Annotated in this window: 22 protein-coding genes and 1 CRISPR repeat array (1 of these 23 only partly in view); of the genes, 6 read left to right on the top strand and 16 right to left on the bottom strand. The window is 66.3% G+C overall.

Annotated features, from left to right (window positions below):
• A CRISPR array of direct repeats spans positions 1-236; the repeat unit is 36 nt; unit sequence GTCTCAATCCCTTTGTTTTCAGGGCTACTTACTGAC (it extends 3,223 nt beyond the left edge of the window).
• A gap of 8 nt (positions 237-244) precedes the next feature.
• The 10 genes from cas6 to V5B60_RS18410 form a co-directional block, all read right to left on the bottom strand.
• On the bottom strand, positions 245-1,345 hold the full coding sequence (gene cas6 / locus V5B60_RS18455) for a CRISPR system precrRNA processing endoribonuclease RAMP protein Cas6 (protein ID WP_332349006.1): 1,101 nt from the start codon (positions 1,343-1,345) through the stop codon (positions 245-247).
• Between the two features lie 22 nt (positions 1,346-1,367).
• A complete protein-coding gene (gene csx2 / locus V5B60_RS18450; RefSeq protein WP_332349004.1) occupies positions 1,368-2,534 on the bottom strand; it encodes a TIGR02221 family CRISPR-associated protein in 1,167 nt (388 codons plus the stop codon).
• Positions 2,535-2,619: 85 nt separating this feature from the next.
• A complete protein-coding gene (cmr6, locus tag V5B60_RS18445; RefSeq protein ID WP_332349002.1) occupies positions 2,620-3,783 on the bottom strand; it encodes a type III-B CRISPR module RAMP protein Cmr6 in 1,164 nt (387 codons plus the stop codon).
• Entirely contained in the window at positions 3,783-4,142 is a 360-nt protein-coding gene (gene cmr5 / locus V5B60_RS18440) for a type III-B CRISPR module-associated protein Cmr5 (RefSeq protein WP_332349000.1), read from the bottom strand. The genes cmr6 and cmr5 overlap by 1 nt, the downstream gene beginning before the upstream one ends.
• Positions 4,139-5,056, bottom strand: a complete 918-nt coding sequence (cmr4, locus tag V5B60_RS18435; protein ID WP_332348998.1) for a type III-B CRISPR module RAMP protein Cmr4 — start codon at positions 5,054-5,056, stop codon at positions 4,139-4,141. The genes cmr5 and cmr4 overlap by 4 nt, the downstream gene beginning before the upstream one ends.
• Positions 5,057-5,125: 69 nt before the next feature.
• Positions 5,126-6,283 (bottom strand): type III-B CRISPR module-associated protein Cmr3, encoded by a 1,158-nt coding sequence (gene cmr3, locus V5B60_RS18430; protein ID WP_332348996.1) that lies wholly within the window; start codon positions 6,281-6,283, stop codon positions 5,126-5,128.
• Complete coding sequence (gene cas10, locus V5B60_RS18425; RefSeq protein WP_332348994.1) at positions 6,280-9,198, bottom strand: type III-B CRISPR-associated protein Cas10/Cmr2; 2,919 nt, start codon at positions 9,196-9,198, stop codon at positions 6,280-6,282. The genes cmr3 and cas10 overlap by 4 nt, the downstream gene beginning before the upstream one ends.
• A complete protein-coding gene (locus tag V5B60_RS18420) occupies positions 9,195-10,304 on the bottom strand; it encodes an RAMP superfamily CRISPR-associated protein (protein WP_332348992.1) in 1,110 nt (369 codons plus the stop codon). Before V5B60_RS18420 ends, cas10 begins: the two co-directional genes overlap by 4 nt.
• Before the next feature lie 137 nt (positions 10,305-10,441).
• On the bottom strand, positions 10,442-11,596 hold the full coding sequence (csm6, locus tag V5B60_RS18415) for a CRISPR-associated ring nuclease Csm6 (RefSeq protein WP_332348990.1): 1,155 nt from the start codon (positions 11,594-11,596) through the stop codon (positions 10,442-10,444).
• Positions 11,593-11,892 (bottom strand): hypothetical protein, encoded by a 300-nt coding sequence (locus V5B60_RS18410; RefSeq protein WP_332348988.1) that lies wholly within the window; start codon positions 11,890-11,892, stop codon positions 11,593-11,595. Before V5B60_RS18410 ends, csm6 begins: the two co-directional genes overlap by 4 nt.
• 687 nt (positions 11,893-12,579) lie before the next feature.
• Between V5B60_RS18410 and V5B60_RS18405 the strand changes: the two genes are divergently transcribed.
• The 5 genes from V5B60_RS18405 (at position 12,580) to V5B60_RS18385 (ending at position 15,621) form a co-directional block, all read left to right on the top strand.
• A complete protein-coding gene (locus V5B60_RS18405) occupies positions 12,580-12,792 on the top strand; it encodes a type II toxin-antitoxin system RelE family toxin (RefSeq protein WP_332348986.1) in 213 nt (70 codons plus the stop codon).
• Between the two features lie 116 nt (positions 12,793-12,908).
• A complete protein-coding gene (tnpA, locus tag V5B60_RS18400; RefSeq protein WP_332348984.1) occupies positions 12,909-13,214 on the top strand; it encodes an IS66 family insertion sequence element accessory protein TnpA in 306 nt (101 codons plus the stop codon).
• Positions 13,214-13,627 (top strand): IS66 family insertion sequence element accessory protein TnpB, encoded by a 414-nt coding sequence (tnpB, locus tag V5B60_RS18395; protein ID WP_332348982.1) that lies wholly within the window; start codon positions 13,214-13,216, stop codon positions 13,625-13,627. Before tnpA ends, tnpB begins: the two co-directional genes overlap by 1 nt.
• Positions 13,624-15,204 carry an IS66 family transposase gene (gene tnpC / locus V5B60_RS18390; RefSeq protein ID WP_332348979.1) on the top strand — a complete coding sequence of 527 codons (1,581 nt, stop codon included), beginning with the start codon at positions 13,624-13,626 and terminating at the stop codon, positions 15,202-15,204. Before tnpB ends, tnpC begins: the two co-directional genes overlap by 4 nt.
• A gap of 48 nt (positions 15,205-15,252) precedes the next feature.
• Positions 15,253-15,621 carry a helix-turn-helix domain-containing protein gene (locus V5B60_RS18385; protein WP_332348977.1) on the top strand — a complete coding sequence of 123 codons (369 nt, stop codon included), beginning with the start codon at positions 15,253-15,255 and terminating at the stop codon, positions 15,619-15,621.
• Between the two features lie 37 nt (positions 15,622-15,658).
• Here V5B60_RS18385 and V5B60_RS18380 read toward each other — a convergent pair whose 3' ends face one another.
• The 6 genes from V5B60_RS18380 to V5B60_RS18355 all read right to left on the bottom strand — a co-directional run bounded on the left by V5B60_RS18380 (position 15,659) and on the right by V5B60_RS18355 (position 23,656).
• Positions 15,659-17,611, bottom strand: coding sequence for an acyl CoA:acetate/3-ketoacid CoA transferase (locus V5B60_RS18380; RefSeq protein WP_332348975.1), 1,953 nt, complete (start codon positions 17,609-17,611; stop codon positions 15,659-15,661).
• 170 nt (positions 17,612-17,781) lie between these two features.
• Positions 17,782-18,501, bottom strand: a complete 720-nt coding sequence (locus V5B60_RS18375) for an LrgB family protein (protein WP_332348973.1) — start codon at positions 18,499-18,501, stop codon at positions 17,782-17,784.
• Complete coding sequence (locus tag V5B60_RS18370; protein ID WP_332348971.1) at positions 18,498-18,857, bottom strand: CidA/LrgA family protein; 360 nt, start codon at positions 18,855-18,857, stop codon at positions 18,498-18,500. Before V5B60_RS18370 ends, V5B60_RS18375 begins: the two co-directional genes overlap by 4 nt.
• A gap of 54 nt (positions 18,858-18,911) precedes the next feature.
• Positions 18,912-19,967: a 2-oxoacid:ferredoxin oxidoreductase subunit beta gene (locus tag V5B60_RS18365; protein WP_332348969.1), complete on the bottom strand. Its 1,056-nt coding sequence runs from the start codon at positions 19,965-19,967 to the stop codon at positions 18,912-18,914.
• Between the two features lies 1 nt (position 19,968).
• Entirely contained in the window at positions 19,969-21,807 is a 1,839-nt protein-coding gene (locus V5B60_RS18360) for a 2-oxoacid:acceptor oxidoreductase subunit alpha (RefSeq protein WP_332348967.1), read from the bottom strand.
• A gap of 10 nt (positions 21,808-21,817) precedes the next feature.
• Positions 21,818-23,656 (bottom strand): FAD-dependent oxidoreductase, encoded by a 1,839-nt coding sequence (locus V5B60_RS18355; protein ID WP_332348965.1) that lies wholly within the window; start codon positions 23,654-23,656, stop codon positions 21,818-21,820.
• A 295-nt stretch (positions 23,657-23,951) separates the two neighbouring features.
• Between V5B60_RS18355 and V5B60_RS18350 the strand changes: the two genes are divergently transcribed.
• A complete protein-coding gene (locus V5B60_RS18350; RefSeq protein WP_332348963.1) occupies positions 23,952-24,395 on the top strand; it encodes a rhodanese-like domain-containing protein in 444 nt (147 codons plus the stop codon).
• The last annotated feature ends 12 nt before the right edge of the window (positions 24,396-24,407 follow it).

Raw genomic sequence — 24,407 nt, 5'->3', positions numbered from 1 at the left:
TTTGTTTTCAGGGCTACTTACTGACGCAGTTATCGGCCAGACTCCGAATTGCTGGATCTCAGTCTCAATCCCTTTGTTTTCAGGGCTACTTACTGACGGCGATCGACGTCGTAGTAAGGCTGCTGCCATGAGGTCTCAATCCCTTTGTTTTCAGGGCTACTTACTGACGGCGCAGACAGCGGCATCGAGTACAGGCCCGAGTCTCAATCCCTTTGTTTTCAGGGCTACTTACTGACCGCGCCTGTCAGTTTAGTTCATTCCTTTCAAGGAGTTGGGCGTTGCGTTCACGGTTTCTCCCGCTATCGGCGCAGATGTCTCGCGGAGCGCACCCGCCGAGAGTGTATTGACCGAGACCGAAGGTGGTTTCCTTGCCCACGTGCAGCCACTGACCCAGGCGGAGGAGGGCGGCGAAGGGAGCGAGCGGGCCTTGCAGTCGCCAGGTGCCGACGACTCCGCCCAGACACATTTCGCGCTGCTGTCGCGACGAGTAGCGTTTCCAGTCACGCCAGCAGACGTTCCGCTCATCGCCAACCCGCGCGGCGGCGTCGCTCAGTGCCGCGAAGTCGTCGATCAGCGGTCCGTCCGCGTGGAACTCGGCGAGCAGGTTTGCCCGCCGGGCGAGCGCCAGCAGCAGAGTCCGCGGCTGCAGTTTCGCCGGCGGCAGGGCTTGGCCGTTGTGTTGCAGGCGCAGGGGAGTGAGGATGTGGAGGGTCGCTTCGGCGAGTCGGGCGTCTGATGGTGCCCGCAGCGCGATCTCCTGCATGTGGTCAGCGATGGTTCCGACCTCGGGACGATGGATTTCAGTCTCGTCGTTCTCGCCGCAGTGGACGACGCGAATCAGTTCGCCGGTGCCGTCGCCGGCACCGATGCCGCGAGCAAGCGCGCGCCGCCAGGCAAGGACGATCAGCGGCAGCTCCTGACGCGCTCGTCCGACCAACACCTGGTGAAAAGTCAGCGTCTCGCCGGCAGTCAGCACCCTGGCGCCCCAGGCGGGGGGCTCGATGACCTGCGGCACGGGAATCCGGTTGAAGTTCTGCAAGGCATGCGTCGCCCGTGGCACGGGGGCGAAAATGGCCGGATAAGGGCATCCATCGACCAGCGGACAGCCGGTGCATTCCTTTTGGCGCGTCATACAGGCGAGCTGGCGCAGGGCGTGGCCGAAGGCGCCGCGCAGCATCGAGCCAGCGTAGTCGGGCAGGCGAATCGGCTGCTTCGCCCGGAACTCCAGGCGGTAGCGGGCGACGGGGAAGGTGTCGCCGCGGTTCGTGACGGCCGCGGCATCGAGGGGCGCACGGTTGCTGGGTCGCTGACTTGCACCTGTGAGGGTCGGGGGGTCGAGGTTCATGCTGTGAGTTCGTTCTCGCATGCTAGAAGAGTTTATTGCGCAACTTTTTCAGGACGTTGCGCAAGCTGTGTTCGTCAGCGATAGTCTCGGCGGTCTCGTCTGAGTGTTCGCCACGCGCCCGGACACCGTGTGCGAGTGCATTGCGCAGGTTCTTTAGCTGTCCGACTGCAGGTGTTTTCTTTCTCGCGTGATTGAAGGCGTCGTCACGGCTCTGAGCGTCAGCGTCATCACATTTCTGTGTGTAGCAGGCACGTGTGACAAAGGCCTCGTACATGAAGGTGGTTGCCCGCAGATAGTCACTGCGCTTGAGGTACGCGTCGGCGAGCGAGAGTTCTCGGTCGTGGCGCGTCAGTCCGCGAAACCAGCCGATACGCTCCTTGAGCGTCTCGCGAAACAGTCTCGCAAGGGGCCCGTCGTGCGTATCGAGTGCAGGAAAAGCGCGCCGGAGATTCTCGCGCGCGAGTTCGGGATTGCTGGTGCGCTCGCAATAGGCCGCGGTAGCCAGCAACTCCGCGCGGCCCTCGGCCATACCGTCCTTGGCGAGCAGTGGTGCGAAGACCCCGTAGTCACCGTCCTTGTCGTATGTCGCCAGGGCGTCGACCCAGTCGAGCATATCCAGCAAGCCGCGAAGCCTGAGCACCGGCGTTTCGCCCGCAGGTGGCGTCATCTCCAGCGCGCCGTAATAGATTTCTTCGACTTCGACGCGAACCACTCTTGCCAAGTAGCGTGCTGCCACCAGTGCGAGCATTGGCAGGTGGCGAAAGCCGTGTGTGACGTCGAGGCAGAGACGTTCTCCGGGCTGTACGACACCGGCCAGCAGGCGCAGGATCGCGGCTTGCTCGGTCTCTTCGCGGGCATAGGGAATCAGCAGGCAGTCGACCGGGATGCCGATCTGTTCGGCGAGTTGGCGGCACGGCAGGTCGAGCAGGCGGTCATCGACTCTCCCGGCGGCAACGGCATCGATCAGAGGCTCCATGGCCTCGGGATCGATGCCGTCCCGGTCGAAGAAGTTTTCCCACATGCTGCTTGGCGTACCAAGCAGGATCAGGCGATCGGGTTTCAGGTAGTCGGTCAGAGCGAGGCCGAAGAAGGTCACCGTCTTCACGACATTCGAATCGAAGCGGTAGGTGGCAGTACGGTAGCCCTTCCGCGGGTCGCCCTTGCCAAGGAAACTGATGAGGGTGCTCATGCTGATGTTCCGTACTGGTGAATTCGGAGCGCGATCGACACGGTCAGTCCCACTTGCTCCGTGAGGCTCGCCTGTTGCGCACGGCTCATGATTCCAGCTCCCTCAGCCAGGTTTGGAACTGCTGCTTGCGTTCCTTGTTGCCTGGCCAGCCGGTCCACTTGATGACTTCCCGAAGCAGCGCCACGGCTTCGCGGCGTGCGGTTTGGCCTTGCCATTGAACGGCCTGCTGGAAGAGCTTCAAGCGCTGCTCGTCGATCGGCGAGCCGGGCTGGTACTTGCCTTTCGCTTTCGCAGCCTCAAAAGCGCTACGCAAGACTGCGATGTCCAAGCGGGCGGCTTCCAGCTCCTGGTCGGCGGGCGAGAGCTGCGCGCGGCGCTCGGCCTCGGCAGCGGCTGCCGCTTGCTGACGCGCTTGATCCTGCACGCGCTGCCGCTCTACGGCAGCTGCGGTGTCTTCAGCCAGCGCGCCGTAGCCGACGGCGGTCTTGGCGCCGAAACCCAGCCAAGCGAAGGCGTGTTCGATGATGCGGTCGAGGATACCCTTCCAGTCGTGGGCCCCTGCCGGCAGGCGCGCGGGATCGCAGGTCACGACGAAGCGGAATTGCGAGCGCGCGGGAACGGCCAGGAAGGGAATCGGATTGGGTCTGCCGGCGTCGTGAGGCGTGCCCTTGTTCTGGTAGTAGTCGCCGAAGTGGGGCGTCATGATCTCGACGACGAGGCTGTCGCCGGACAGCTGCGGAAAGACATCCCAGCAGGTCAGTGCGCCACGCCGCGCTTCGGCGCTCTGCAATTCCTGGCCGAACAGCGCATCGATCAGTGGCTGCGTCATCCCGGCATCGCCGTCGTCGCGAAGTTCGTTCGCGGCCTGACGCAGCACGCCCTTGATGCCGCTGCCAGCCAGGTAAGGCAACCCGTAGGGCGAGAGAAAGGCGAAGCCATTGTCGACCGGGTGTTCAAGCCCCAGTCCGGTGGCGAAGGGAGCGGTCGAGACGGCGTCGATGATCTGGTGTTGTTCTTCGGGCAGGGCTTCCGCGAGAGCCTTTTGACGAGCGCGCAGTGCTTGCAATAAGGCCACTGCGTCACCCAGGGCAAGACACCCACGCAAGGCATCGGCCTTGCCATTCTTGCTGATAAGCCAGTTGCCCTCCTGCCAGATCTCCAGATAGAGGTTGAAGCGATGGCCAGGCGGGCAATTGCGGAAGCCAGCAGCGGCTTCGACTACGTATTGGGGAACGGCAGCAACGTTCATCACGCGTCCTTCACAGCGTCGGCAAACTGGCGCAGCCACCTAAGCATGGCCAACGCTTCATCGGTAGCGCGCATTACGTCTTGCGCCTCTGCTTTGAAGAAGGCATTCATTGCAGTTGAGAAATCGGCTGGGACGATGTGCCGTTTCGCCAGCCAACCCAGCAGGTCGCCAAGGATCAATTGGGCGGCACGCTCGTTGCAGCCGGTACGTGAGCGGTAGTAGGCAAGTGTGGCCATCAGTCCGTTGCCCATCACCAATGCCGGCGCGCCCTTGACCATCTCGCGGTAGCCGTCGACCACGGTGTTGCGGTTCGCACGCTCCCAGGCGTATTGCGCCCGTTCTTGGTCGAGGGTGTTCATGGGCGGTCTCCCGTAGCAGCATGGATGACGAGTAGGCCGCGGCCGGTAGTGGCGTCGCCACCGACCTGCAGCAGGTGGTCATGCAGCCCGTGCCGTTCGCCTTGGTCATGGAGCACCGCGGCCAGTACGCGGTCGGCGTCGTAAAGGTGGTCCTTTTCGGGGCCTTTGCGGCGCTCGACGCTGGCGAGCAGCAGACCGGCGAGAAGCGACTCGGGCGGCAGGTTCTCGGTGTAGAACAGCGCGCCGGCGGCCGCCGCGCCAGTCTGGTCGTCGATTCTGACGTGCGCCTCGACGACCGTCGCGTTGCGGACGAAGTGTCCAAAATCGGTGTCGGAAAGTACGACGAGGTCATTCCTGAGCTTGCTGCGGAAGAAGTCATGTTCGTCGCCGGGTGGCAGGGCGTTGGCGGCGAGCCATTCGGCGATGGCGGTGACTTTTGAGTTTGCTGCGCCGGCGAAATCGAACACTTCAAGCAGCAGCCGCTGGTTGGTCAGGATGGCCGCACTGGCAAGCTGTGCACTGCCCTCGCTGACCGTCGGCACGGCCCATGTCGCAGTGCTTCCGGCGATCCGCTTGAGGCGAGCGAGGGCGCTCGGGCAGGTGGCATGGAGGAAGGCGTTGCGCAGCGAGCGCACCGGGAAGGTGACCAGCGTGGCATCGCTGAAGGCGATCGCGCCTGCATGGTCGGAGGCGTTGCGCTCGGGTCCGAACAGGCGGCTGATCAACTCGCTGTCCTTCCAGGTGCGCGTGAAGTGGTGCCGCACCGCACCCTTGAGGCCGGAGCCGGCGATCAGCGGGTGGCCGGTATGGACTTCGCGCTGAATCGGGTTGTCGATGACGCCAATCGCTTGGCCGGCCCCCATGTGCACGGGGCTGACGCAGGAGTAGAAAACGAGTTGCTGGGCTTCGAACATGGGGGTGACCTTTCGTCGGGGATCAGGTTGCAGCGGGGGTGTTCAATGCGTACGGCGTGGGTGAGAGGGTCAATCCGCATTTCTCCACAATCCCAGCCAGGCGCGGTTGAAACCTTCGGCGCGGCGTTGTCGGTCAGGATTATCGCCCCACAGCCCGCTTGCCAGCCATTCGGCAAGCTTGCGGACGTCGCCCGCGAAGTCGTCGAACCAGTACACGCTGCCGGCCGGTGCCACTCGCTCGGCGCTCTTGGGTTGCTGCCGGGCTAGGTCCCAGCCAGAGATGGTGTCGAAGCGCGGGACGGCGGCGCAGGCGAGGCGCGCCGAAAAGCCGTCGCCTTGCAGTCGGTATTCCCCGCTGCCGCGCCGCGTGACACCCTCGGGCAGCCAGCCGTCGGCGAATAGGCCTGGGGTAGCGAGGATGACCCGGAAGCGGCGGCTGGTGGCGATCTCATGCGGGGCTACAAGGGGAGCGGTGAAGGCCATTGCGCGGTAGCTTGCGCCCTTGCCGTCGCCGCCGAGTCGCAAATGACCTGATTTCGGCAATTGGCCGTCGTCTCCCTCGCAGCCGACGAGGAAGCCAACGGCTTGGCCGAGGGCGATCGCTTCGCTGGTATAGAGCGCGCCGTCGGTGGCCGTGCGTGAGTTGCCGTCGAGAGCGATGCCCAGCCGGGTTTCACGTTTGAAGAGAGCTGTGCTGCTCAGCGTGCGTGCCGGCAGTTCGCCGCGCAGGTGCGCAGCTAGGCCGGCGGTGTCGAGCCAGCGGCCGGTCTCTGGCTTGGCCTGCCTGGCGATACGCAGGTGGGCGACGAGCGGCAACTCGCCGCTCGTCATGCAGCCGGCCGACGCCGCGGTCGGCTGCAGTGAAACCAAAGTCTCGACCCGGGGGGCGTCGAAGGCAACGAGGTCCGCCGGCAGCGGTACGATCGCCTGTGGCGTATCGGCCTCGGCGCCGAGAATCGCGAGTGACAGCCAATTGATGGCAAAGCTGCCCGGCTCGTCGCGGCTGCCGAGCACCGTGCCCAACTTGCCGGCCAGTCGGTCGCCGCCATGCGCGAAGCTCGCGAGTTGGCCGGCGTCCTTGCCGAGCAGCACCGAACGGAAGGCACCGGCAAAGAGCGACGGCCAAGGCGGCATGACGGCTTCACCGTGCTGACCGTCGCCACCGAAGGACTTGTTGCCGCGGATCATCAGCACGTCAAGCGGCTGAACGAAGTGGTAGTTGCTCATCGGGGTGCTCCTGCTTGTGCGGCGGCTTGGCCGAAGCAACGGCCGTTGCGGGCGAAGAATTCGGCGGTCACCAGCAGTTCGCCGAGGACGCGGGCTGTTTCCGCCGGCCTGGCACTTTCGCGACACGCGAGATCAACGAACTCGCCCGCGTACTGCTGCTCGCAAAGCTTGTCACCGCCCTGCTTGTGCAACTGGAAGGCGAGATTGCTCGCGAGCATGTGCCGCCAGTCGTCGTCGCTCATGCCGCCGCAGCCGCGTTCCGGCAAACCGGTTAGCCATTCGAGGGTGTTGTACACAGCGCGTCGCGATACCTCGGGCTGCGCCAGCGTTTCGGCAAAGCGCAGCAGCAGCCCCAACGGCGTGCCGGCGAGCAGCGGTGCCGCGGGTGTTGCCCCCACGGCGTGCGGCATTTCCCAGAAGCGGCTGGTGACGCCCACTTCGCCACCTCCGCGCTTGATGACCCGCAGGCAGAAGGCGTTGCGGCCATGCGCCTTGGCTGCTGCCTCTGCGCGGCGCAACTCGCGCAGCACGGCCGACAGTGGCGCCTGGTGGTGGGCGACCACGGCGCCGATGCTGGCGCTGGCGCGGCTGCCCATCATCGGCATCAGGCGGCCCTTGAGGCGGGCGTAGCCCTTGGCGAGATGCAGTCCCTTGACGTCGATGTCTCCGGGCAAGCCGCTCAAGTCGCCGCTGCCGCTCCAGGCGGCGCGCAGCAGAAGCATCGCCGGCATCAGGTCGTCGACCGAGAGCATGGCCAGGACATCGTCGCCGCCCGCGTAGAGCAGCTTGCCCTTGCAGACGTTCTCGACGATGTGGCGGGCGACGTGCGTCGAAAAGTCGTTGAGCGCCGCGGAGATGGCGGTGTGGCGGGCCGGTGAGGCTGGCCGCGACGAGTCCAGGTAGGCGGCCAGCGTCGGGTCGCCGCGGAAACGATCGAGCGACGCGCGGACCTGCGGGTGCCAAGTCGCCGGGAAGCGGCACTGATAGTCGGGGTCATTGCCGGCAAGCCAAGCGCCCATGTGGTCGCCGTCCATCTGGATCAGCGCGTAGTAGGTTTCGGGTCTGGCGTCGAGCAATTCGGCGATGCCTGCCGCGAGTCGCTCTTCGGCGTCTTCGCCGCGCGCTTCGTCGAGGGCAGAAGGCAGGCGCTTGACGATGTCCACGACTGTGGTCGGCCGTAGCGAGGACAGGCGACTGTGCAGCGCGCCCGGAAGCGCCACCGGCTGATAGTCGAGGAGGGCGAACCTGCGCGATAGCGAGCTGAGTCTTCCGAGCGTTTCCGGACCGAAGTTCTCGACAAGGCGGTCGAGCGAGGTTGCCAGCGCCATGGTGTGCGTGCTGATCACGAAACGCGCCGGCCTGTCTTCAAGCAATTCGCCCAAGCCTTGGACGAACAGCGTCGGCCACAGGCGCTTGAGCGTGCATACGCCGCACAGATGTTCGCCCTTGCGGATGCCGAACCGGCCGGCCTCTGCCGTGCGCAGCCAAGGCGTCTGGCGACGCTCGCCGGCCGGGATATCCAGTTGCGCGACCTTGTCGGTGAGCCATTCGCGTTCGCCGCACAGCGTGCAACGGTAGCCGTGCTGTGGCAGCGGCGCAAAGGGACGCAGGCTCTTGGCTGCGGCCAGGCTGCGTTCGGCCAGTTCGTGCACGGCGGGGTAGACGATGCCGGCGTTGGGTTTGAAGAATTCGGCGCCATCGACCCTGACCTCGCGGCCGAGCACTTGCCAGACTTTTTCTCCGAACAGGCTGTCGGTGCCGTAAGTGGCCAGGGCCTGTCGCAAGCGATCGGCATCGGGCAGACCGTCGCTACCGCTGCCGATCGGCCACGCGGCGATGGCCCACTGCGCTTCAGGGAAGCCGGCGAGTTGGCGGTCGAGTTGCTCGTGCCAGTGCTGTCCGTCGGCAGGGTCATCAAGGACGTGCTGCGCCGCTTTTGCAGCCCAATTGCGGGCCGCGTCCCGGACCGCTGCGATGACCTGCCGCGCGAGTTGCTCGGCCTGGCGTGCCGGAACGATGGCCATGAACTTGTTGGGCAGCGTCGCGGCGAACAGCGGGTTGGCGTCGGTGGCGCGCTGCAGCCACTCCGCGTCGATGCTGGTGAAGCGCTGGCGCCACTGGTCGCCGCGGCCGGCGGCGTCGGCGACTTCGAGCAGCCAGCGGTCGACCGCAGCGACGCCGCGTAGGCTCGGGAAGGCGATGGCGTCAGGCCCGAGCGCTGCGCAGATGAGCTTGAGACCTTCCCAGACCAGCGACGAGAGGAGGTGCGATCCCGCCCACAAATCGGAGGTCGAACGGGCCTGGGCGATGAAACCCTGCACGGGGCCGAAGCTCATGCTGAGCAGGGCCGGCTCGTCGTCGGCGAGCGCGCCGGCCAGCGCCGATACGGTGTCCAGATGCGACCAGATCGAGTGATCGGGGACGCGGGTGTCGGCGGGCAGGACGCGCCAGAGATCCCCGATTTCCGGCGCGACGAGGGCAGGCTCGGGGCCGAAGCGCCAGAAGGCGAGATGCGTCAGTCGCAGGTTCGGTTGGCCGTTCGCGTCGGATTCGATCAGATCGCTGAAGTGGTCGAGACTGACCGTGCGGATGTGCTTGGCCGAGATATCGTCGAGACTGCCGAGGTCGATTTCTTCGCCCGAGAGGGGATGAATCAGCAGCGGCTGATTGGCGAAGCGGACGTTGGCCCACGCCGGGCGCGGCCGGCCGGGTTCGCACGGCCATTGCGGCCGGTCGGCCGCAGCGGCGAACCAGTCGGCGCGCTTGTCGAAGTCGGCGCCCTTGATGCCTAGCCGTTCGCGAAGGGCTTGTACCGAACCGTGCTCGTGCCCGACGTCGTCGCGCATCAGAACCAGTGCCTTCTCGGCCGGATCGTGCAGCCAAGCGGCGAGTTTCTTTTTCCAGAGGCTGTTCATTTGGCGGCTCCAAGGCGATTCATCTTCTGGTCGATGTCCCGATGCACGGCCACCCAGATGTCGAGCTGATGACTATTGATCCATTGCTGATCGCTCGACGACAGTTTATCGAACAGGACCCGGGGAACCGCGCAAGGCAGATGGACCGCGACCGGCACCAGTCCTTGCCCGGTCTCAACGACTTTCAGGCGTAGCGAGCCCGCGATACGTTCGTCGTTGCCCCACTTGCCATTGTTCGATTGTGTCACCGGATATGCAATCAACTGGTTGGCCGAGATGTCCTGGTTGCGGCCGAATCGCTTCGCCGCACATCGGACGGATCTCCGTACGGTGGCGAGGAAAAGCACGGCCTCCCGCCAGTTCCTGAAAGGTGCTCCATCCCTTCTGCCTACCCAGACCAGCGGACCCAGTTCGTCCTTTCCTATTGCATGCGGCCAGTCACGATCGAGCGTGAAGCATCCGCGGAACGGTTGGCAGTAGGCCGCCAAGACGTTTGGGGACGGCGGCAGCCGTGGGATCGTGTCGCCTTGCAGCGTGATTGACCCCCACCCATTGCGCGAGCGGCTGCCAATGCCGCCAAACCAGGAAGCCAGTTGGATTGCCTGACGAACTTCGTCGATCTGATTCTCGGTTGCCGTTCGGGCAAAAAAGACCGACAGTTTGTTGCGCTGTTTCTGCGGGTCGATTGCTCGCCGCACTTGTTCGGCAAGCCCCTTTTTCGAGCTTGCGGGTGTGATGGGCCCAAAGCCAAGGTAGAGGTCGGCACGGATCACTTGGCCCGGCTTGCCAAGCGGGATCTTGCCCATTTCCTGCCGGGGCCATGTGGAGTTCTCCAGGCGGCCCCCAGCCCAGTCTTGCAAGCGCAGCTTTACCAGGGACTGGTTTGCTTGCTTATCGGATGCACTGCCGAAAAGTTGGGCCTCGTGGACACGGAGTCCGTAGGGACCGTCGACATTGAAACTGACCTGGGGTGCCTTGACCACTCGCCACCATTGGCGAATCAACGCCTTGAGCGGCGGGGTGCGCCACTGTGCCTGCTGCGCCGCATCGCCGACGAAGGCTGGCGTGGCGAAGCTGAGGTCGTACTCGATGTGTGTTCTTGCCATTTTCTTCCTCACCGGTTCGGGATGGTAGGCTGGATGCTGGTATGTCCGAGAGCCCTATTGCAGCATAACGTCTTCTGCAGACGGTTTGAGCCACGGCAAGCGTGTCGGGGAATTGGTGCAAGAGACGAGCAGCTCTCTCATGCGCGCACTCCCTCTTGTTCAAGAGCGTCGTAACCAACCGCCGTCGGCCGCAGGTCGAGCCGATAGCGGCGCGGCCGGGAGCCCCCGTCGCTGATCAGGTAGGGTGCGGCGGCGGGGCCGAGTTCGCGCTGCAGGATCTTCCTCAACTTGGAGAGATGGGTCGAGAAGTAGCTGCCGTCCATGCCGTTCTTCAGCGCGCGCTCGGTGTCGTCGCGTTCGCCGAGAAGGCCGTCGATCCAGCGCAGCTCGACCAGGTAGCGCTGTCTCCATGCGAGGTCGGGCAGTTCCTTCGGCGGTGCAGGCACTGGCGCCTCGCCACGCAGCGCGCGCCGCGCGAAGACGCTGAGCAGGGCGAGTTCGGCCGGTGGCAGGGCGAAGACCTTGCCGGCTGCGCGGACGCGGCGGGTGGCGAGGTCGAGCTGCAGTTCGGGCGGCGCCAGCGCCAGGCGCGCGGCCTCGACCGTCTGGTTGTAGCTGGCATGGCCAGTCAACAGTGCTTCCGGCAGGCCGTGGCGCAGGCTCACGAATGGCAGTTCGGCCAGGGTGACCAGCGCGTTCGCGGTGTCGACGAGACGGCCGCCGGGCAGCTCGAGGACGCGGCTGCAGGGCGTTGGATAGTAGAAGCCACCGCTTGCTTCGAAGGGTTCGGAAACCAGAACGTGCGACAGCCGGTCCTGCGGCCGGCCGTATAGTGACAGCGCGTAGCCGAGGAAGAAGCCCATCGTTTTCCGTCCACCGGCGATCGATACGTGCAGCGCGCAGTCCGGGTCGGCGGTGAAGTCGCGAATGAGTTCGGTGATTCCGTCGGCGGCGTGGCGATTGTCGTCGGGCGAGCGGATGTCGTCGAGCGCATCGCCATTGCCGTCGCGCAGGACGTGGATGGTGTCGGCGCCGAAGCGGATCGGCGGCAGTTCGTAGTCGTGGCAGAGCTGATGGAACCAGCCGGGTTCGTCGGAAAGCAGTGCCAGGCGCGCTTTCTCCGCACCGCCGCGGGTGGTGATCAGATGGATCTCGGTCGGGACGAAGGGTGTTTCCTCGGCGCCGATCGCCAGCGCATACAGGGTCTCGGTGACGATCTGCGGCGACAGGCCGGTGACGGCGACGAGGATGCGGCGGGGGTACCTGCCTGGTGGTTCGCTCACGTTGGTCATTGTTGTTGGCTCCGCGTTGGCATGCCGCGAATTGTCGCCATTGTTGCCGACCAGGAGGGCAACGGCAAGCTTGCGGTGCTCGCCGAGAAGGCTTCGCCGAGCTTGGCGCGCGGCGAGGCGCTGCTGGCGTGGCGGCTGGTCTGGCTGAAGAAGTTGGCGAGGAAGTGGCGGCCCATTTCGGCGTAGGCGTCGTACATGTCCTGGTTGATGCGGAAGCGGTCGTGGTTGATGATGACGCCGACGCGCCTGTCGGCGACACGGCAGCGCAGTTCGCAGATGTCCCAGATCGCCTGCACGTCCTCGCGCTCGGTGCGCTTCCCCTGCAGGAAGCGCTGCCAGTCGGCGGTGCGCGAGCCGACGCAGCTGGCGGTGCCCTTGCTGGCGATCAGCCGGGCGTTGAACCAGAAGCGCTGCGGGGCTGCTGCCTGTACTGGGTGGGGCGCTCATCCAAGGCCGGGCGCGCCGGGTTTCCTGCCTTCGATCGCCACCCCGGGGCAGGTCGTTGGCGGAGCCCGACAGATCTGGCCGACAGATGCAGCGGCTGCCGACCGCGCTGAACGGACTGACCAGCAGGAAGTCGTCGTACTCCGGCTGCTCCCAGTCCACCACCCGCGGGCGCTCGGTCGTTTGCCCCCCCGCCCTTTGGGAGACGGGCAGGGGTGAGGGCGTCGCAGCCGGGCGCCGATACCGGGATGTTCTCCTCGGGAAGCCGCCCGCTCTCGCCGTTGCCCGCCTCGAAGCTGATTGCCGAGCAATCGCTTCGGCGTCCGTTGATGCCGTTCTGGATCCCTTCGGTAGCAGGGCTGGGTTGCTACCTTGGCTACACCGTCAAGCCGGCGCCCACCACCTGTTGGGGGCACCCACAACCGCCTGCTGCGGTCGACCGCCGAAGACACCCGAAAAATGGCCGCCGCCCGGTGGCCCTGAACGCAGCGAATGTTGAAGCACGTGGTCGATTGTTAGCAATTTGCTAACATCGCCTCATGTACCAGATCGAATACACCCGCGCTGCGGTCAACGCCCTGAAGGCAATGCCGCGCAATGTGGCGCTGCAGGTACGCGGCAAGATCGAGCCGCTGGCGGCAGACCCTTTCGCGGCGAACAACGATGTCAGGAAGCTGGTCGGCCGCGAAACATATCGGTTGCGGGTGGGCGACTGGCGGGTGATTCATGACTCGAAGGGGGACGGTTGGTGATTCATGTGCTGGCCGTCGCGCCACGTGGAGGGTAACCGGTAACCAGGCGGCGTTCTTCCCTGCGCTTGTCGTCCGGCCGAGAATGCCTTCCTCGGACGACGGAATGGAGAGCAGGCATGGAGACGACGAGCAGGAGGTTGCGGGTGAAGCGCGGCGCGGAGCAGTGGCGGGTGCTGCTGTCGCGCTTTGACGGGAGCGGTTTGAGCGTTGCTGAATTCTGCGCGCGGGAAGGAATCAGCGATACCAGCTTCCATCGCTGGCGAAGCCGCCTACGGGCCGCCGGCAGCAGCCAACCGGACCGGGCGGTGCCGGCCGCCTTCCTCGACGCGGGCGTTCTGCAGCGCGTGCCCGCGTCGGCTGCGCGCCTTGAACTGACCCTCGACCTCGGCGGAGGTCTGCAGCTGTCGCTCGTTCGCGGCTGATGTTCTTCCCGGAAGCGCGAATTCGCGTGCAGGTCTATGGCCGCCCGGTCGATCTGCGCCAATCCTTCGACGGGTTGATTGCGCTGACGCGCCACGTGCTGCGCGAGGACCCCGTGAGCGGACAACTGTTCGTCTTCTTCAACCGGCGCTCGACCTTGGTCAAGGTGCTCTACTGGGACCGCAGCGGCTTCTGCGTCTGGGCCAAGCGTCTGGAGGCGGGCCGCTTCATTCCCGACTGGTCGAAGGCGAGCACCCGGGAAACCGACTGGACCGGCCTGAAACTCCTCCTCGAGGGCATCGAGCCGGGGCGCATCCGCAAGCGCTACCGTCTCCCAGAGACCCCCGACATGGCAGATAAAATCACGTTGAAACATGGACTTGAGACCTCCTGTCGGGGTATAATCCCGGCATGAACTCAGCGGCAATCCAGCGCGTTTTGACTCTCGAAGAAGCCGCGAGCTTGACCCCGCAGCAGGTCCTCGACCTGTACCACACCCTGTACGGCGAAATCATCGCCCTCAAACAACAACTCGACTGGTTCAAGCGCCAGCTCTTCGGCCAGAAGAGCGAACGCCGCATCGAGATCGGTACGAACGGCCAGATGAGTCTGGGCGAATGGCTGACTCAGCCGGCGCTGCCGGAGCCTCCAAGCCGGTTGATTGCCGCGCATACCCGCAAAGCGGCGACCCAGCGCCCGGATGACGGCGACGCCGTGCCGTTCTTCGACGAGACCCGGGTGCCGGTCGAGGTCATCGAACTGCCCGCACCGGCAACCGAGGGCCTCTCGCCCGAAGACTACGAGATCATCAGCCACAAGGAGAGCTACCGTCTCGCGCAGCGCCCCGGGAGTTACGTCGTGATCAAGTATCGGCGACCCGTGGTGAAGCTCAAGGCCAGCGAAGCGCTCGTCTGCGCGCCGGCGCCGAGCAACGTCATCGACGGCAGCCGGGCGGACGTGAGCTTCGTTGCCGGCCTGTTGATCGACAAGTTCGCCTACCACCTGCCGCTGTATCGCCAGCACCAACGCCTTGCCGACGCGGGCTTCACCCTCAGCCGGCCGTGGCTGACGCAGATCGCCCAGCAGGGGGCGGCCCTGCTCGAGGCGATCTACGAGGCGCAGTGGGCGTCGATTCGCGAGTCCCGGGTCAAGGCGATGGATGAAACACCGATCAAGGCCGGACAGGGCGTGCCCGGGAAGCTGAAGCGAGGCTATTTCTGGCCAGTCTATGGGGAACGCGACGAGATCTGTTTTCCCTTCTTCGAGAGCCGCGAGATCAAGCACGTCGAGGCGGCGCTGGGGCTGACGCCTGCCGAGCGGGCGGTGCTGCTGTCGGATGGCTACCACGCCTATGCCCACTACGCGGCGAAGACCGGGATCACTCATGCCCAGTGCTGGACGCATACCCGCCGCGGCTTCTTCGAGGCGCAGGCCGCCGAGCCGGAAGCCGCCGCCGAGGCGCTGGCGCTGATCGGCGAGCTGTATCAGGTCGAGGAAGACATTCGCCAGGCCGGGCTGAAGGGCGAGCGCAAGAAGGATCATCGGCTGGCGCACGCCAAGCCGGTCGTCGAGCGCTTCTTCGCCTGGATCGATGAACGCTTCGCGGCACAGGGTCTGCTGCCGAGCAATCCGCTGACCAAGGCCCTGGCCTATGCACGCGACCGCCGCTTCGGCCTGGAGGTGTTCCTCAGCGACCCGGACGTGCCGATCGATACGAATCATCTCGAGCGCGCCCTGCGCGTGATTCCGATGGGTCGCCGCAACTGGATGTTCTGCTGGACCGAACTCGGCGCCCGGCATGTCGGCATCCTGCAGAGCCTGATCGTCACCTGCCGACTGCACGGCATCAACCCCTACGACTATCTGGTCGATGTCCTGCAACGTATCGGACAGCATCCCGCGGAACGTGTCCACGAACTCACGCCCCGCTGCTGGAAAGCGCTCTTCGCCGCCAACCCGCTGCGCTCTCCCCTGCACCGGCAGGCTCCGTAGGCGGGGCGAACGCCGCAGAGTTACCGGTTACCGTGGAGGTGCTTGTCAATGACCGGAATCCAGTTCATCGAGCGGGATGGCAAGCGCGAGTTTACGGTGATCCCCATCGAGTTGTACGAACGCCTTGACGCGGCGCTGGAAGATGCTGACGATGCCGCGCTGGCCGATGCGGCACGCACCGTCGACGATGGCTTTCGCATTCCTGCAGCCGTGGCGAATGCGCTTCTCGACGGCGAGCAGCCGGTGAAGGCCTGGCGCGAACAGCGCAGCCTGACCCAGGAGGGGCTGGCGACGATGGCCGGGATCAGCACGGCCTACCTGTGCCAGATCGAAACGCGCAAGCGGGTCGGTTCCCTCAAGACACTGCGGGCGATCGCCGCGGCGCTTGGCCTCAAAGTCGACGACCTGCGCGACTGATGCCGGCATTGCCCGGCATCACTGCTTCGGCGCCGCCTCAGCCGCCGCGCCCGTTCTCGCCGCCGCGCCCGGCGAGGTAGGCCTGCGCTTCTTCCCGCCGCTCGAAGACGTGCGGCGCGATGCTGCGCGCCGAGAAGGCTTCGCCGAGCTTGGCGCGCAGGAAGGCGCTGGTGGCGTAGCGGGTGATCTGGATGAAGTAGTTGGCGAGGAAGTAGCGGTCCATTTCGGCGTAGGCGTCGTACATGTCCTGGTTGATGCGGAAGCGGTCGTAGTTGATGATGACGCCGACGCGCTTGCCGGCCTGGCGGCAGCGCAGTTCGCAGATGTCCCAGATCGCCTGCACGTCCTCGCGGACGCGCACGTACATGCCCTCGAAGTTGAGGAAGAGGATGTTGCGCTCGGCGTCGTAGATGACGCGCTCGGGCATCGAAAGGTTGAGCAGTTCGGCTTCGAGCCCCATCGGGTTGTTGTCGAAGATGCGCGCGTCCATCTCGGCGTAGTCGCCGATGATCGGTTCGAAATCCATGTGCGGCAGGATGTCGCGCGCGACGTCGATTCCCGGGGCGACCTCGATCAGCGCCAGACCGCGGCGGACGCGCCGGAAGACGCAGCGTTCCGTGACGTAGTAGACCGGCTTGCAGCGATCGTAGGCGTACTGGCCGTTGAAGGTGATCTGCTCGACCTGCCGGACGAACTTGCGCTGCGTCCCTTCCTGCACGATCCGCAGCTTGCCGTCGACGACCTCGACCTTGAGGCCCTTGCCGGTGAAGGTGCCGACGAAGACGACGAGGCGGGCGTTCTGGCTGATGTTGATGAAGCCGCCGGCGCCGGTCAGGCGGCCACCGTAGCGGCTGACGTCGACGTTGCCGGCGGCGTCGCACTCGGCCATGCCGAGGCAGGCCATGTCGAGGCCGCCGCCGTCGTAGAAGTCGAACTGCTGGTTTTCGTCGATCACCGCGTCCATGTTGACGCCGGTGCCGAAGTTGCCGCCGCTCGACGGGATGCCGCCGATCAGCCCGGATTCGACGGTCAGCGTCAGCAGGTGCGAGATGCGCTCCTCGTTGGCGACCGCCGCGACGCCCTCCGGCATGCCGACGCCGAGGTTGATGATGCCGTTCGGCGGCAGCTCGAAGGCGGCACGGCGGGCGATGATCTTGCGCTCGCTGAGCGGCGTGGAGACGATGCTCGCCGCCGGCACGCGGAACTCGCCGGCGTAGGCGGCGCTGTACGGTGTCGCCAGCGTCTGCATGTGCTGCGCCGGTTCGGCGATGACGACGCAATCGACGAGGATGCCGGGGATCTTGACCTGGCGCGGCGGCAGGCCGTTGCGCTCGGCAATCCGCTCGACCTGCGCGATGACGATGCCGTTGCTGTTCTTGGCCGCCATCGCCATCGCCAGGTTGTTGAGGGTGAGCGCTTCACGTTCCATGGTGATGTTGCCGAAGGTGTCGGCGGTGGTGCCGCGGACGAAGGCGACGTTGACCGTGCCGACCTTGTAGAACAGCCATTCCTCGTCGTCGACCTCGACCAGCTTGACGATGTCGCGCGTCGTCGCGGCATTGATCCGGCCACCGCCGTAGCGCGGATCGACGAAGGTGTGCAGGCCGACCTTGGAGAAGGAGCCGGGCTTGCCGCCGGCGAGGTCGCGGAAGAGCTGGCAGATGATTCCCTGCGGCAGGTTGTAGGCCTGGATGCGGTTGTCGAGGGCGAGCTGCGCGACCTTCGGCATGCGCCCCCAGTGGCCGGCGACGACGCGGCGCAGCAGTCCCTCGTGGCCGAGGTGGTTGAGGCCGAGGCTGTGGCCGTCGCCCTGGCCGGCGGCGGCGAACAGCGTCAGGTTCTTCGGGCTGCCGCTGGCGAGGAAGCGGCGTTCGGGCGCCGAGAGCAGGGCCTCGGCGAAGCCGGTCTGGACGAAACCGGTACTGGCCAGGGTATCGCCGTCGCGGATCAGGGCGATCGCTTCCTCGGCGGTGACGATCTTGCTGCGCATGCGGTTCTCCTCGGCATCGGGTTGCCGGCTGCCTGCCGGCCGGGCTTGCGGACAGGTTCGAGTGTACGCTCATTGCCCGCGCACTGCTGCAGGCGCCGTGCCGGCGGCGCTGGCGCGGCGCGCCGCGCTCGTCGTCGGCGGCCGGCCAGGCCGGTTTCCGGCTGGCGCCGCTAGCCGCCGAGGACGAACGGCATCACGATCGGCAGCAGCAGTGCCGTCAGCAGGCCATTGAGACCCATCGCCAGGGCGGCAAAGGCGCCCATCTGTTCGCTTTCCTGGAAGGCGCGCGCGGTGCCGATGCCGTGCGCGGCGATGCCGAGGGCGAAGCCGCGTTGCGCATCGTCGTCGATATGCAGCGCGCGATGGATCGAGCGGGCGAGAATCGCGCCGAGGACGCCGGTGATGATCACCAGGACGGCGGTCAGCGACGGCAGGCCGCCGGTGCGCTCGGCGATGCCCATGGCGATCGGCGTCGTCACCGACTTCGGCGCCAGCGACAGCAGCGTCGCCCGGCTCGCTCCGAGCAGGGCGCCGATGGCGACGGCCGACAGGGCGGCAGTCAGCGAGCCGATCAGCAGGGCGAGGAGCAGTGGCATGGCCATTCGCCGCAGGCGGGGAAGCTGGGCGTGCAGCGGGATCGCCAGCGCCACGGTGGCGGGTCCGAGCAGGAAGTGGACGAACTGGGCGCCGTCGAAGTAGGTGCGGTAGGGGGTGTCGGTCAGCCACAGCAGGCCGACGAGGGTTGCGACCGCGAGCAGGACCGGATTGGCGAGCGGGTGGCCGCCGCAGCGCTGGTGGATCCGGCTGGCTGCGAGGTAGGCGAGCAGGGTCAGTGTCAGGCCGAGAAGCGGCGAGGCGGCGAGGTAGACCCAGAGCGCGCTCGCGCTCATCGCGTCCTTGCCTGCCTGTCGCTGCGGCGGGCGAGGAAGCGCAGCGCAAGCGCCGTCACGGCGATGGTGACGACGGTGCTGACGAGCAGCGAGACGAGCAGCGGCAGCAGTTCGTCGGACATGCGCTGGAAGTGCAGCATGATGCCGGTGCCAGCCGGGATGAAGAGCAGCGAGAGGTGCTGCAGCATGCCCTGGGCGGTCGTGCGCAGCGCGGTCGAAGGCCCGCCACGCCAACAGAGCGCGACGAAGAGCAGGGCCATGCCGATCACCGGACCGGGAATCGGCAAGGCCAGGCCGCGGGCGACCACCTCGCCAACCAGCTGGAAGACGAGCAGCAGGGTGATGGCGCCGATCATTTTCCTGGCCGGCCGTGCCGGCCGCAGGCGGCGGCCGGCGGCCGCACGTGGTGGCTAGCGCAGGGCGGCGTTGATCTTCTCCAGTGCCTTCGAGCCGGGACAGAGCTCGGCGGCGCCGAGGGTATTCAGCGGCTGTTCGACGGTGCCGAGTTGCCGGTGCAGGTCGGCGGCCTCGGGGTCGACGTAGAGCAGGCCGGTGACGACCTCGCCGCGCGCGGCGTGTTCCTGGATGTACGACATGGCGCGGATGCGGTCGGTCGGGTCGTAGTCCGCGTGCAGCTTGCGCAGGCGGACGATCGAACCGTCGTGCTGTCGCACGTCGATGACTTCACCGGCGGCGTAGTCTGCGGTGATTTCCTCGCGCAGGCTGATGAAGTCGAGGCGGTTCACCGCCTCGTTGTGCTCGCGCACGTAGTCGTAGCTCTTGGTGCTGCCGGAGTGGTTGTTGAAGGTGATGCACGGCGACAGGATGTCGATCACCGCCGCGCCCTGGTGGGCGAGCGCCGAGCGGAGCAGCGGCACGAGTTGCGCCTTGTCGCCGGAGAAGCCGCGGGCGACGAAGGTGGCGCCCATGACCAGCGCCAGCGTCACGAGGTCGATCGGCGCGTCGTTGTTGCTCTGCCCCTTCTTGGAGCGCGAGCCCTTGTCGGCGGTGGCCGAGAACTGGCCCTTGGTGAGGCCGTAGACGCCGTTGTTCTCGACCAGGTAGGTCATGTTCACGCCGCGGCGCATGACGTGCGCGAACTGGCCGAGGCCGATCGACGCCGAGTCGCCGTCTCCCGAGACGCCGAGGTAGATCAGCTCGCGGTTGGCGAGGTAGGCGCCGGTGAGCACCGAGGGCATGCGGCCATGCACGGTGTTGAAGCCGTGCGAGTTGCCGAGGAAGTAGTCGGGCGTCTTTGACGAGCAGCCGATTCCCGACAGCTTGGCGACACGGTGCGGTTCGATGTCGAGTTCCCAGCACGCCTGGATGATCGATGCCGAGATCGAGTCGTGGCCGCAGCCGGCGCAGAGGGTCGAGATCTTGCCCTCGTAGTCGCGGCGGGTGAAGCCGACACGGTTCTTCACCAGGCTCGGGTGGTGCAGTTTCGGTTTGGCAATGTAGGTCATCTCAGGCCACCATGTTCTCGCGGAGTGGGCGGACGTTCAGCCGGGCGACGCGTTCGGCGATCTCTTGGGTGATGAAGCGGGCGGTGATCGGCGTGCCGTCGTAGTGCAGCACCGGGACCAGGCTGGCCGGGTTGGCGTGCGCCTCGTTGATCAGCAGGGTCGTCAGCTGTCCGTCGAAGTTCTGTTCGAAGACGAAGACCTTCGAGTGCGCGGCGATGAAGTCGGCGATCTCGTTCTGGAAGGGGAAGGCGCGAATCCGCAGGGCGTTGAGGTAGATGCCCTGTTCGGCGAGCGCAGCCAGCGCTTCCTGCATCGCCGGGCCGGTCGAGCCGTAGAAGATGGCGGCGAAGCGTGCCGGGTAGCGGGCGGCGGTGAGCACCGGCAGCGGCACCAGCGACTTGGCGGTCTCGAACTTCTGCCGCAGCCGCTGCATGTTGTAGATGTAGTCGGCGCCGGCTTCCGAGTAGACGGCGTAGGCGTTCTTGGTCGTGCCGCGGGTGAAGTAGCCGCCCTTCGTCGGGTGCGTTCCGGGATAGGTGCGGTAGGGGATGCCGTCGCCATCGACGTCGAGGTAGCGGCCGAAATCGGTGCCGGCGTCGAGTGCTTCGCGCGTCATCACCTTGCCGCGGTCGTACTCGCGGTTGTCGTCCCAGGCGAAGGGGCGGCAGAGGCGCTGGTTCATGCCGATGTCGAGGTCGGTCATGACGAAGACCGGGGTCTGCAGCCGCTCGGCGAGGTCGAGCGCCTGCGCCGACATCTCGAAGCACTCGTAGGGGTCTTCGGGAAACAGCAGGACGTGCCGGGTGTCGCCGTGCGAGGCATAGGCGCAGGCGAGGACGTCGGCCTGTTGCGTGCGCGTCGGCATGCCGGTCGACGGGCCGCCGCGCTGGACGTTGATCAGCACCGCCGGGATCTCGGCGAAGTAGGCGAGGCCGATGAACTCGGCCATCAGCGAGATGCCGGGGCCGGAGGTGGCGGTGAAGGCGCGGGCGCCATTCCAGCCGGCGCCGATGACCATGCCGATCGACGCCAGCTCGTCTTCGGCCTGCACGATGCTGTAGCGCTTCTCGCCGCTGGCCGGGTCGGTGCGCAGCTTCTGGGCGTAGCGCTCGAAGGCTTCGGGGACCGACGACGAGGGGGTGATCGGGTACCAGGCGCAGACCGTCGCGCCGCCGTAGATGCAGCCGAGTGCGGCGGCGCTGTTGCCGTCGGTGAAGATCATGTCGCCGACGCGGTCGCGGCGCTCGACCTTGAGGGCGATCGGCTTCAGGTGCTGGCGGGCGTACTCGCGGCCGAGGTTGAGCGCCTGCAGGTTGGAGTCGAACAGCTTCTCCTTGCCCTTGTACTGTTCGCCGAAGAGCTTCTCGATCTCCTGCGGGTCGATGTCGAGCAGGGTCGTCAGGGCGCCGACGTAGATGATGTTCTTGAACAGCTGGCGCTCGCGCGAATCGCTGTAGGTGTCGTTGCAGATCTCGGTCAGCGGCATGCCGAGGACGTGGATGTCGTTGCGCAGGCGGGCGCGCGGCACCGGCTTCGAGCTGTCGTAGAAGAGGTAGCCGCCGGGGTCGATCTCGCGCACGTCCTGCTCCCAGCTCTGCGGATTCATCGCCACCATCAGGTCGACGCCGCCACGGCGACCGAGGTAGCCGTGTTCGGTGACGCGTACCTCGAACCAGGTCGGCAATCCCTGGATGTTCGACGGGAAGATGTTGCGCGGCGATACCGGCACCCCCATGCGCAGGATCGCGCGGGCAAACAGTTCGTTCGCCGATGCCGATCCGGAGCCGTTGATGTTGGCGAACTTGACGACGAAATCGTTGACTGCTTCGATCTTCTGCATTTTTCGCTCCTCAGGTGACCGCTGCCGGTGCTTCGCTGGCGCCCGTGCGCGCGCAGCCGGCATGCGTCATGACCAGCAGGTACTTCTGCATGTCCCAGGCGCCGGTCGGGCAGCGCTCGGCGCACAGGCCGCAGTGCAGGCAGACATCCTCGTCCTTGACCATCACCCGGCCGGTCTTCAGCGTGCCCGAGACGTAGAGGTCCTGGCTCCGGTTGAGCGCCGGCGCCTGCAGGCGTGTCCGCAGGTCGTCCTCGTCGCCGTTGTGCGTGAAGCTGATGCAGTCCATCGGGCAGATGTCCATGCAGGCGTCGCACTCGATGCACAGGCGGTTGCTGAATACCGTCTGCACGTCGCAGTTCAGGCAGCGCTGCGCTTCCTGGAAGGCGAGTTGCGGATCGAAGCCGAGCTCGACCTCGATCCGGATGTTCTTCAGCGCCGCCGACACGTCGCGCAGCGGGACGCGCAGGCGGCGGTCGTTCGAGATCGCGTTGTCGTAGCGCCAGGCGTGGATGCCCATCTTCTGCGACACCAGGCTGGTCGTCGGCGCCGGTCGTGCGGCGACGTCCTCGCCGTTCAGCAGGCGGTCGATCGATACCGCCGCCTCGTGGCCGTGCGCCACCGCCCAGATGATGTTCTTCGGCCCGAAAGCGGCGTCGCCACCGAAGAAGACGTTCGGCAGCGTCGACTGCATCGTCCGTTCGTCGAGCTTCGGCAGCCCCCACTTGTCGAACTCGATGCCGATGTCGCGCTCGATCCACGGAAAGGCATTCTCCTGGCCGACGGCGACGAGCACGGTGTCGCATTCGAAATGCGGGTCGGGCTCGCCGGTCGGGACCAGCGTCCGGCGCCCGTTCTCGTCATAGACCGAGCGCACCTTCTGGAAGGTGACGCCGGTCAGGCGGCCGCCGTTGTGCGTGAAGTTCTTCGGCACGAGGTTGTTGAGGATCGGGATGCCCTCGTGCATCGCGTCCTCCTTCTCCCACGGGCTGGCCTTCATCTGCTCGAAGCCGGAGCGGACGATGACCTTGACGTCCTCGCCGCCGAGACGTCTTGCCGAGCGGCAGCAGTCCATGGCGGTGTTGCCGCCACCGAGGACGACGACCCGTTTGCTGATCGAGCTGACGTGGCCGAAGGCGACATTCGCCAGCCAGTCGATGCCGAGGTGGATGTGCTTGGCCGCCGCCTTGCGCCCGGGAATGTCGAGATCCTGGCCGCGCGGCGCACCACAGCCGACGAAGACGGCGTCGTAGCCCTCGTCGAGCACCGCCTTCAGCGAACGGATGTAGTGGCCACCGCGGAAGTCGACCCCGAGGTCGAGGATGTAGCCGGTCTCCTCGTCGATGACGCCCTCGGGCAGGCGAAACTTGGGGATTTGCGTGCGCATCATGCCGCCGGCGAGCCGGTCGCCGTCGTAGACGACGACCTCGTAGCCGAGCGGTGCGAGGTCGCGGGCGACGGTCAGCGACGCCGGGCCGGCGCCGATGCAGGCGATGCGGCGGCCGTTCTTCTGCGCTGCCGGTTGCGGCAGCAGGTGGCGGATGTCTTCCTTGTAATCGGCGGCGACGCGCTTCAGGCGGCAGATGGCGACCGGCTCCCGGCGCTCGCGGCCGTCGGGGGTCTCGTCCTCGACGCGGCTGCGGCGGCAGGCGGGCTCGCAGGGGCGGTCACAGGTGCGGCCGAGGATGCCGGGAAAGACGTTCGACACCCAGTTCACCATGTAGGCTTCGCTGTAGCGCCCGCCGGCGATCAGGCGGATGTATTCGGGAACGGGCGTGTGTGCCGGGCAGGCCCACTGGCAGTCGACGACCTTGTGGAAGTAGTCGGGAGCGCTGATGTCGGTTGGCTTCAAGACTGGGGTATCCTTTCGTCGCTGGGCAAGTGGGACAAGGATCGCTGGGCTGCAGGGGGGTCCATGGTAGCGCGCCGCCGCGGCGCTGAAAAGGGCTTGTGCGCGGGCTTCGGCGGGCCCGCTCGCGGCGGCGGGGCAACCGGTTTCATGGCGCCGGGGCGGGGAATTGGCGATCGGCCGGCAAGCTGCGCCTTTTGATGGCATTGTCCTGATCCACGGGGCAGCTGCCCGGCGGTCGGCGAGCGGCGCCGGCGTGTAAGATGAGCGCTGCGAATCTTTCTTGGGGTGATCGGTGATGCTCGGCAAATTTCTCCTTTCTCTTCTGGCCCTGTCCTTGCCGTTGCAGTTGCGCGCCGAGGTGGTCGACATCGGCAACGCCGAACTGGCCCGCCTGCTGGCGGCCGGCGTGCCGGTGATCGACATCCGCACCGCCGGCGAGTGGCGCGAGACCGGCGTCGTCCCGAACAGCCGGCTGCTGACCTTCTTCGACGAGCGCGGCCGCGCCGACGCGCCGGCCTGGCTGCAGCAGGTGCAGGGCGTCGCGAAGCCCGACTCGCCGGTGATCGTCATCTGTCGCAGCGGTAACCGGACGCGCGCGGCAAGCCAGTTTCTCTCGCAGCAGGGTGGCTACCGCACGGTCTATAACGTTCGCGACGGGATCCGCGCCTGGGCGGCCGAGGGCCGGCCGCTGGCGCCGGTGAGCGCCGGCATGGCTGCCGGCTGTGCCGGTAGTTGCTGACGGACACAGGGT

Source organism: Accumulibacter sp., from assembly GCF_036625195.1.
Lineage (GTDB): Bacteria > Pseudomonadota > Gammaproteobacteria > Burkholderiales > Rhodocyclaceae > Accumulibacter.
The sequence above is the reverse complement of the archived record's forward strand: the minus strand, read 5'-3'. Positions and strand labels throughout refer to the sequence as shown.

Excerpts from the sequence above, each read along its gene's own strand:
- cas6 (WP_332349006.1), bottom strand. The coding sequence starts at position 1,345 with ATGAACCTCGACCCCCCGACCCTCACAGGTGCAAGTCAGCGACCCAGC.
- csx2 (WP_332349004.1), bottom strand. The coding sequence starts at position 2,534 with ATGAGCACCCTCATCAGTTTCCTTGGCAAGGGCGACCCGCGGAAGGGC.
- cmr6 (WP_332349002.1), bottom strand. The coding sequence starts at position 3,783 with ATGAACGTTGCTGCCGTTCCCCAATACGTAGTCGAAGCCGCTGCTGGC.
- cmr5 (WP_332349000.1), bottom strand. The coding sequence starts at position 4,142 with ATGAACACCCTCGACCAAGAACGGGCGCAATACGCCTGGGAGCGTGCG.
- cmr4 (WP_332348998.1), bottom strand. The coding sequence starts at position 5,056 with ATGTTCGAAGCCCAGCAACTCGTTTTCTACTCCTGCGTCAGCCCCGTG.
- cmr3 (WP_332348996.1), bottom strand. The coding sequence starts at position 6,283 with ATGAGCAACTACCACTTCGTTCAGCCGCTTGACGTGCTGATGATCCGC.
- cas10 (WP_332348994.1), bottom strand. The coding sequence starts at position 9,198 with ATGAACAGCCTCTGGAAAAAGAAACTCGCCGCTTGGCTGCACGATCCG.
- V5B60_RS18420 (WP_332348992.1), bottom strand. The coding sequence starts at position 10,304 with ATGGCAAGAACACACATCGAGTACGACCTCAGCTTCGCCACGCCAGCC.
- csm6 (WP_332348990.1), bottom strand. The coding sequence starts at position 11,596 with ATGACCAACGTGAGCGAACCACCAGGCAGGTACCCCCGCCGCATCCTC.
- V5B60_RS18405 (WP_332348986.1), top strand. The coding sequence starts at position 12,580 with ATGTACCAGATCGAATACACCCGCGCTGCGGTCAACGCCCTGAAGGCA.
- tnpA (WP_332348984.1), top strand. The coding sequence starts at position 12,909 with ATGGAGACGACGAGCAGGAGGTTGCGGGTGAAGCGCGGCGCGGAGCAG.
- tnpB (WP_332348982.1), top strand. The coding sequence starts at position 13,214 with ATGTTCTTCCCGGAAGCGCGAATTCGCGTGCAGGTCTATGGCCGCCCG.
- tnpC (WP_332348979.1), top strand. The coding sequence starts at position 13,624 with ATGAACTCAGCGGCAATCCAGCGCGTTTTGACTCTCGAAGAAGCCGCG.
- V5B60_RS18385 (WP_332348977.1), top strand. The coding sequence starts at position 15,253 with ATGACCGGAATCCAGTTCATCGAGCGGGATGGCAAGCGCGAGTTTACG.
- V5B60_RS18380 (WP_332348975.1), bottom strand. The coding sequence starts at position 17,611 with ATGCGCAGCAAGATCGTCACCGCCGAGGAAGCGATCGCCCTGATCCGC.
- V5B60_RS18375 (WP_332348973.1), bottom strand. The coding sequence starts at position 18,501 with ATGAGCGCGAGCGCGCTCTGGGTCTACCTCGCCGCCTCGCCGCTTCTC.
- V5B60_RS18370 (WP_332348971.1), bottom strand. The coding sequence starts at position 18,857 with ATGATCGGCGCCATCACCCTGCTGCTCGTCTTCCAGCTGGTTGGCGAG.
- V5B60_RS18365 (WP_332348969.1), bottom strand. The coding sequence starts at position 19,967 with ATGACCTACATTGCCAAACCGAAACTGCACCACCCGAGCCTGGTGAAG.
- V5B60_RS18360 (WP_332348967.1), bottom strand. The coding sequence starts at position 21,807 with ATGCAGAAGATCGAAGCAGTCAACGATTTCGTCGTCAAGTTCGCCAAC.
- V5B60_RS18350 (WP_332348963.1), top strand. The coding sequence starts at position 23,952 with ATGCTCGGCAAATTTCTCCTTTCTCTTCTGGCCCTGTCCTTGCCGTTG.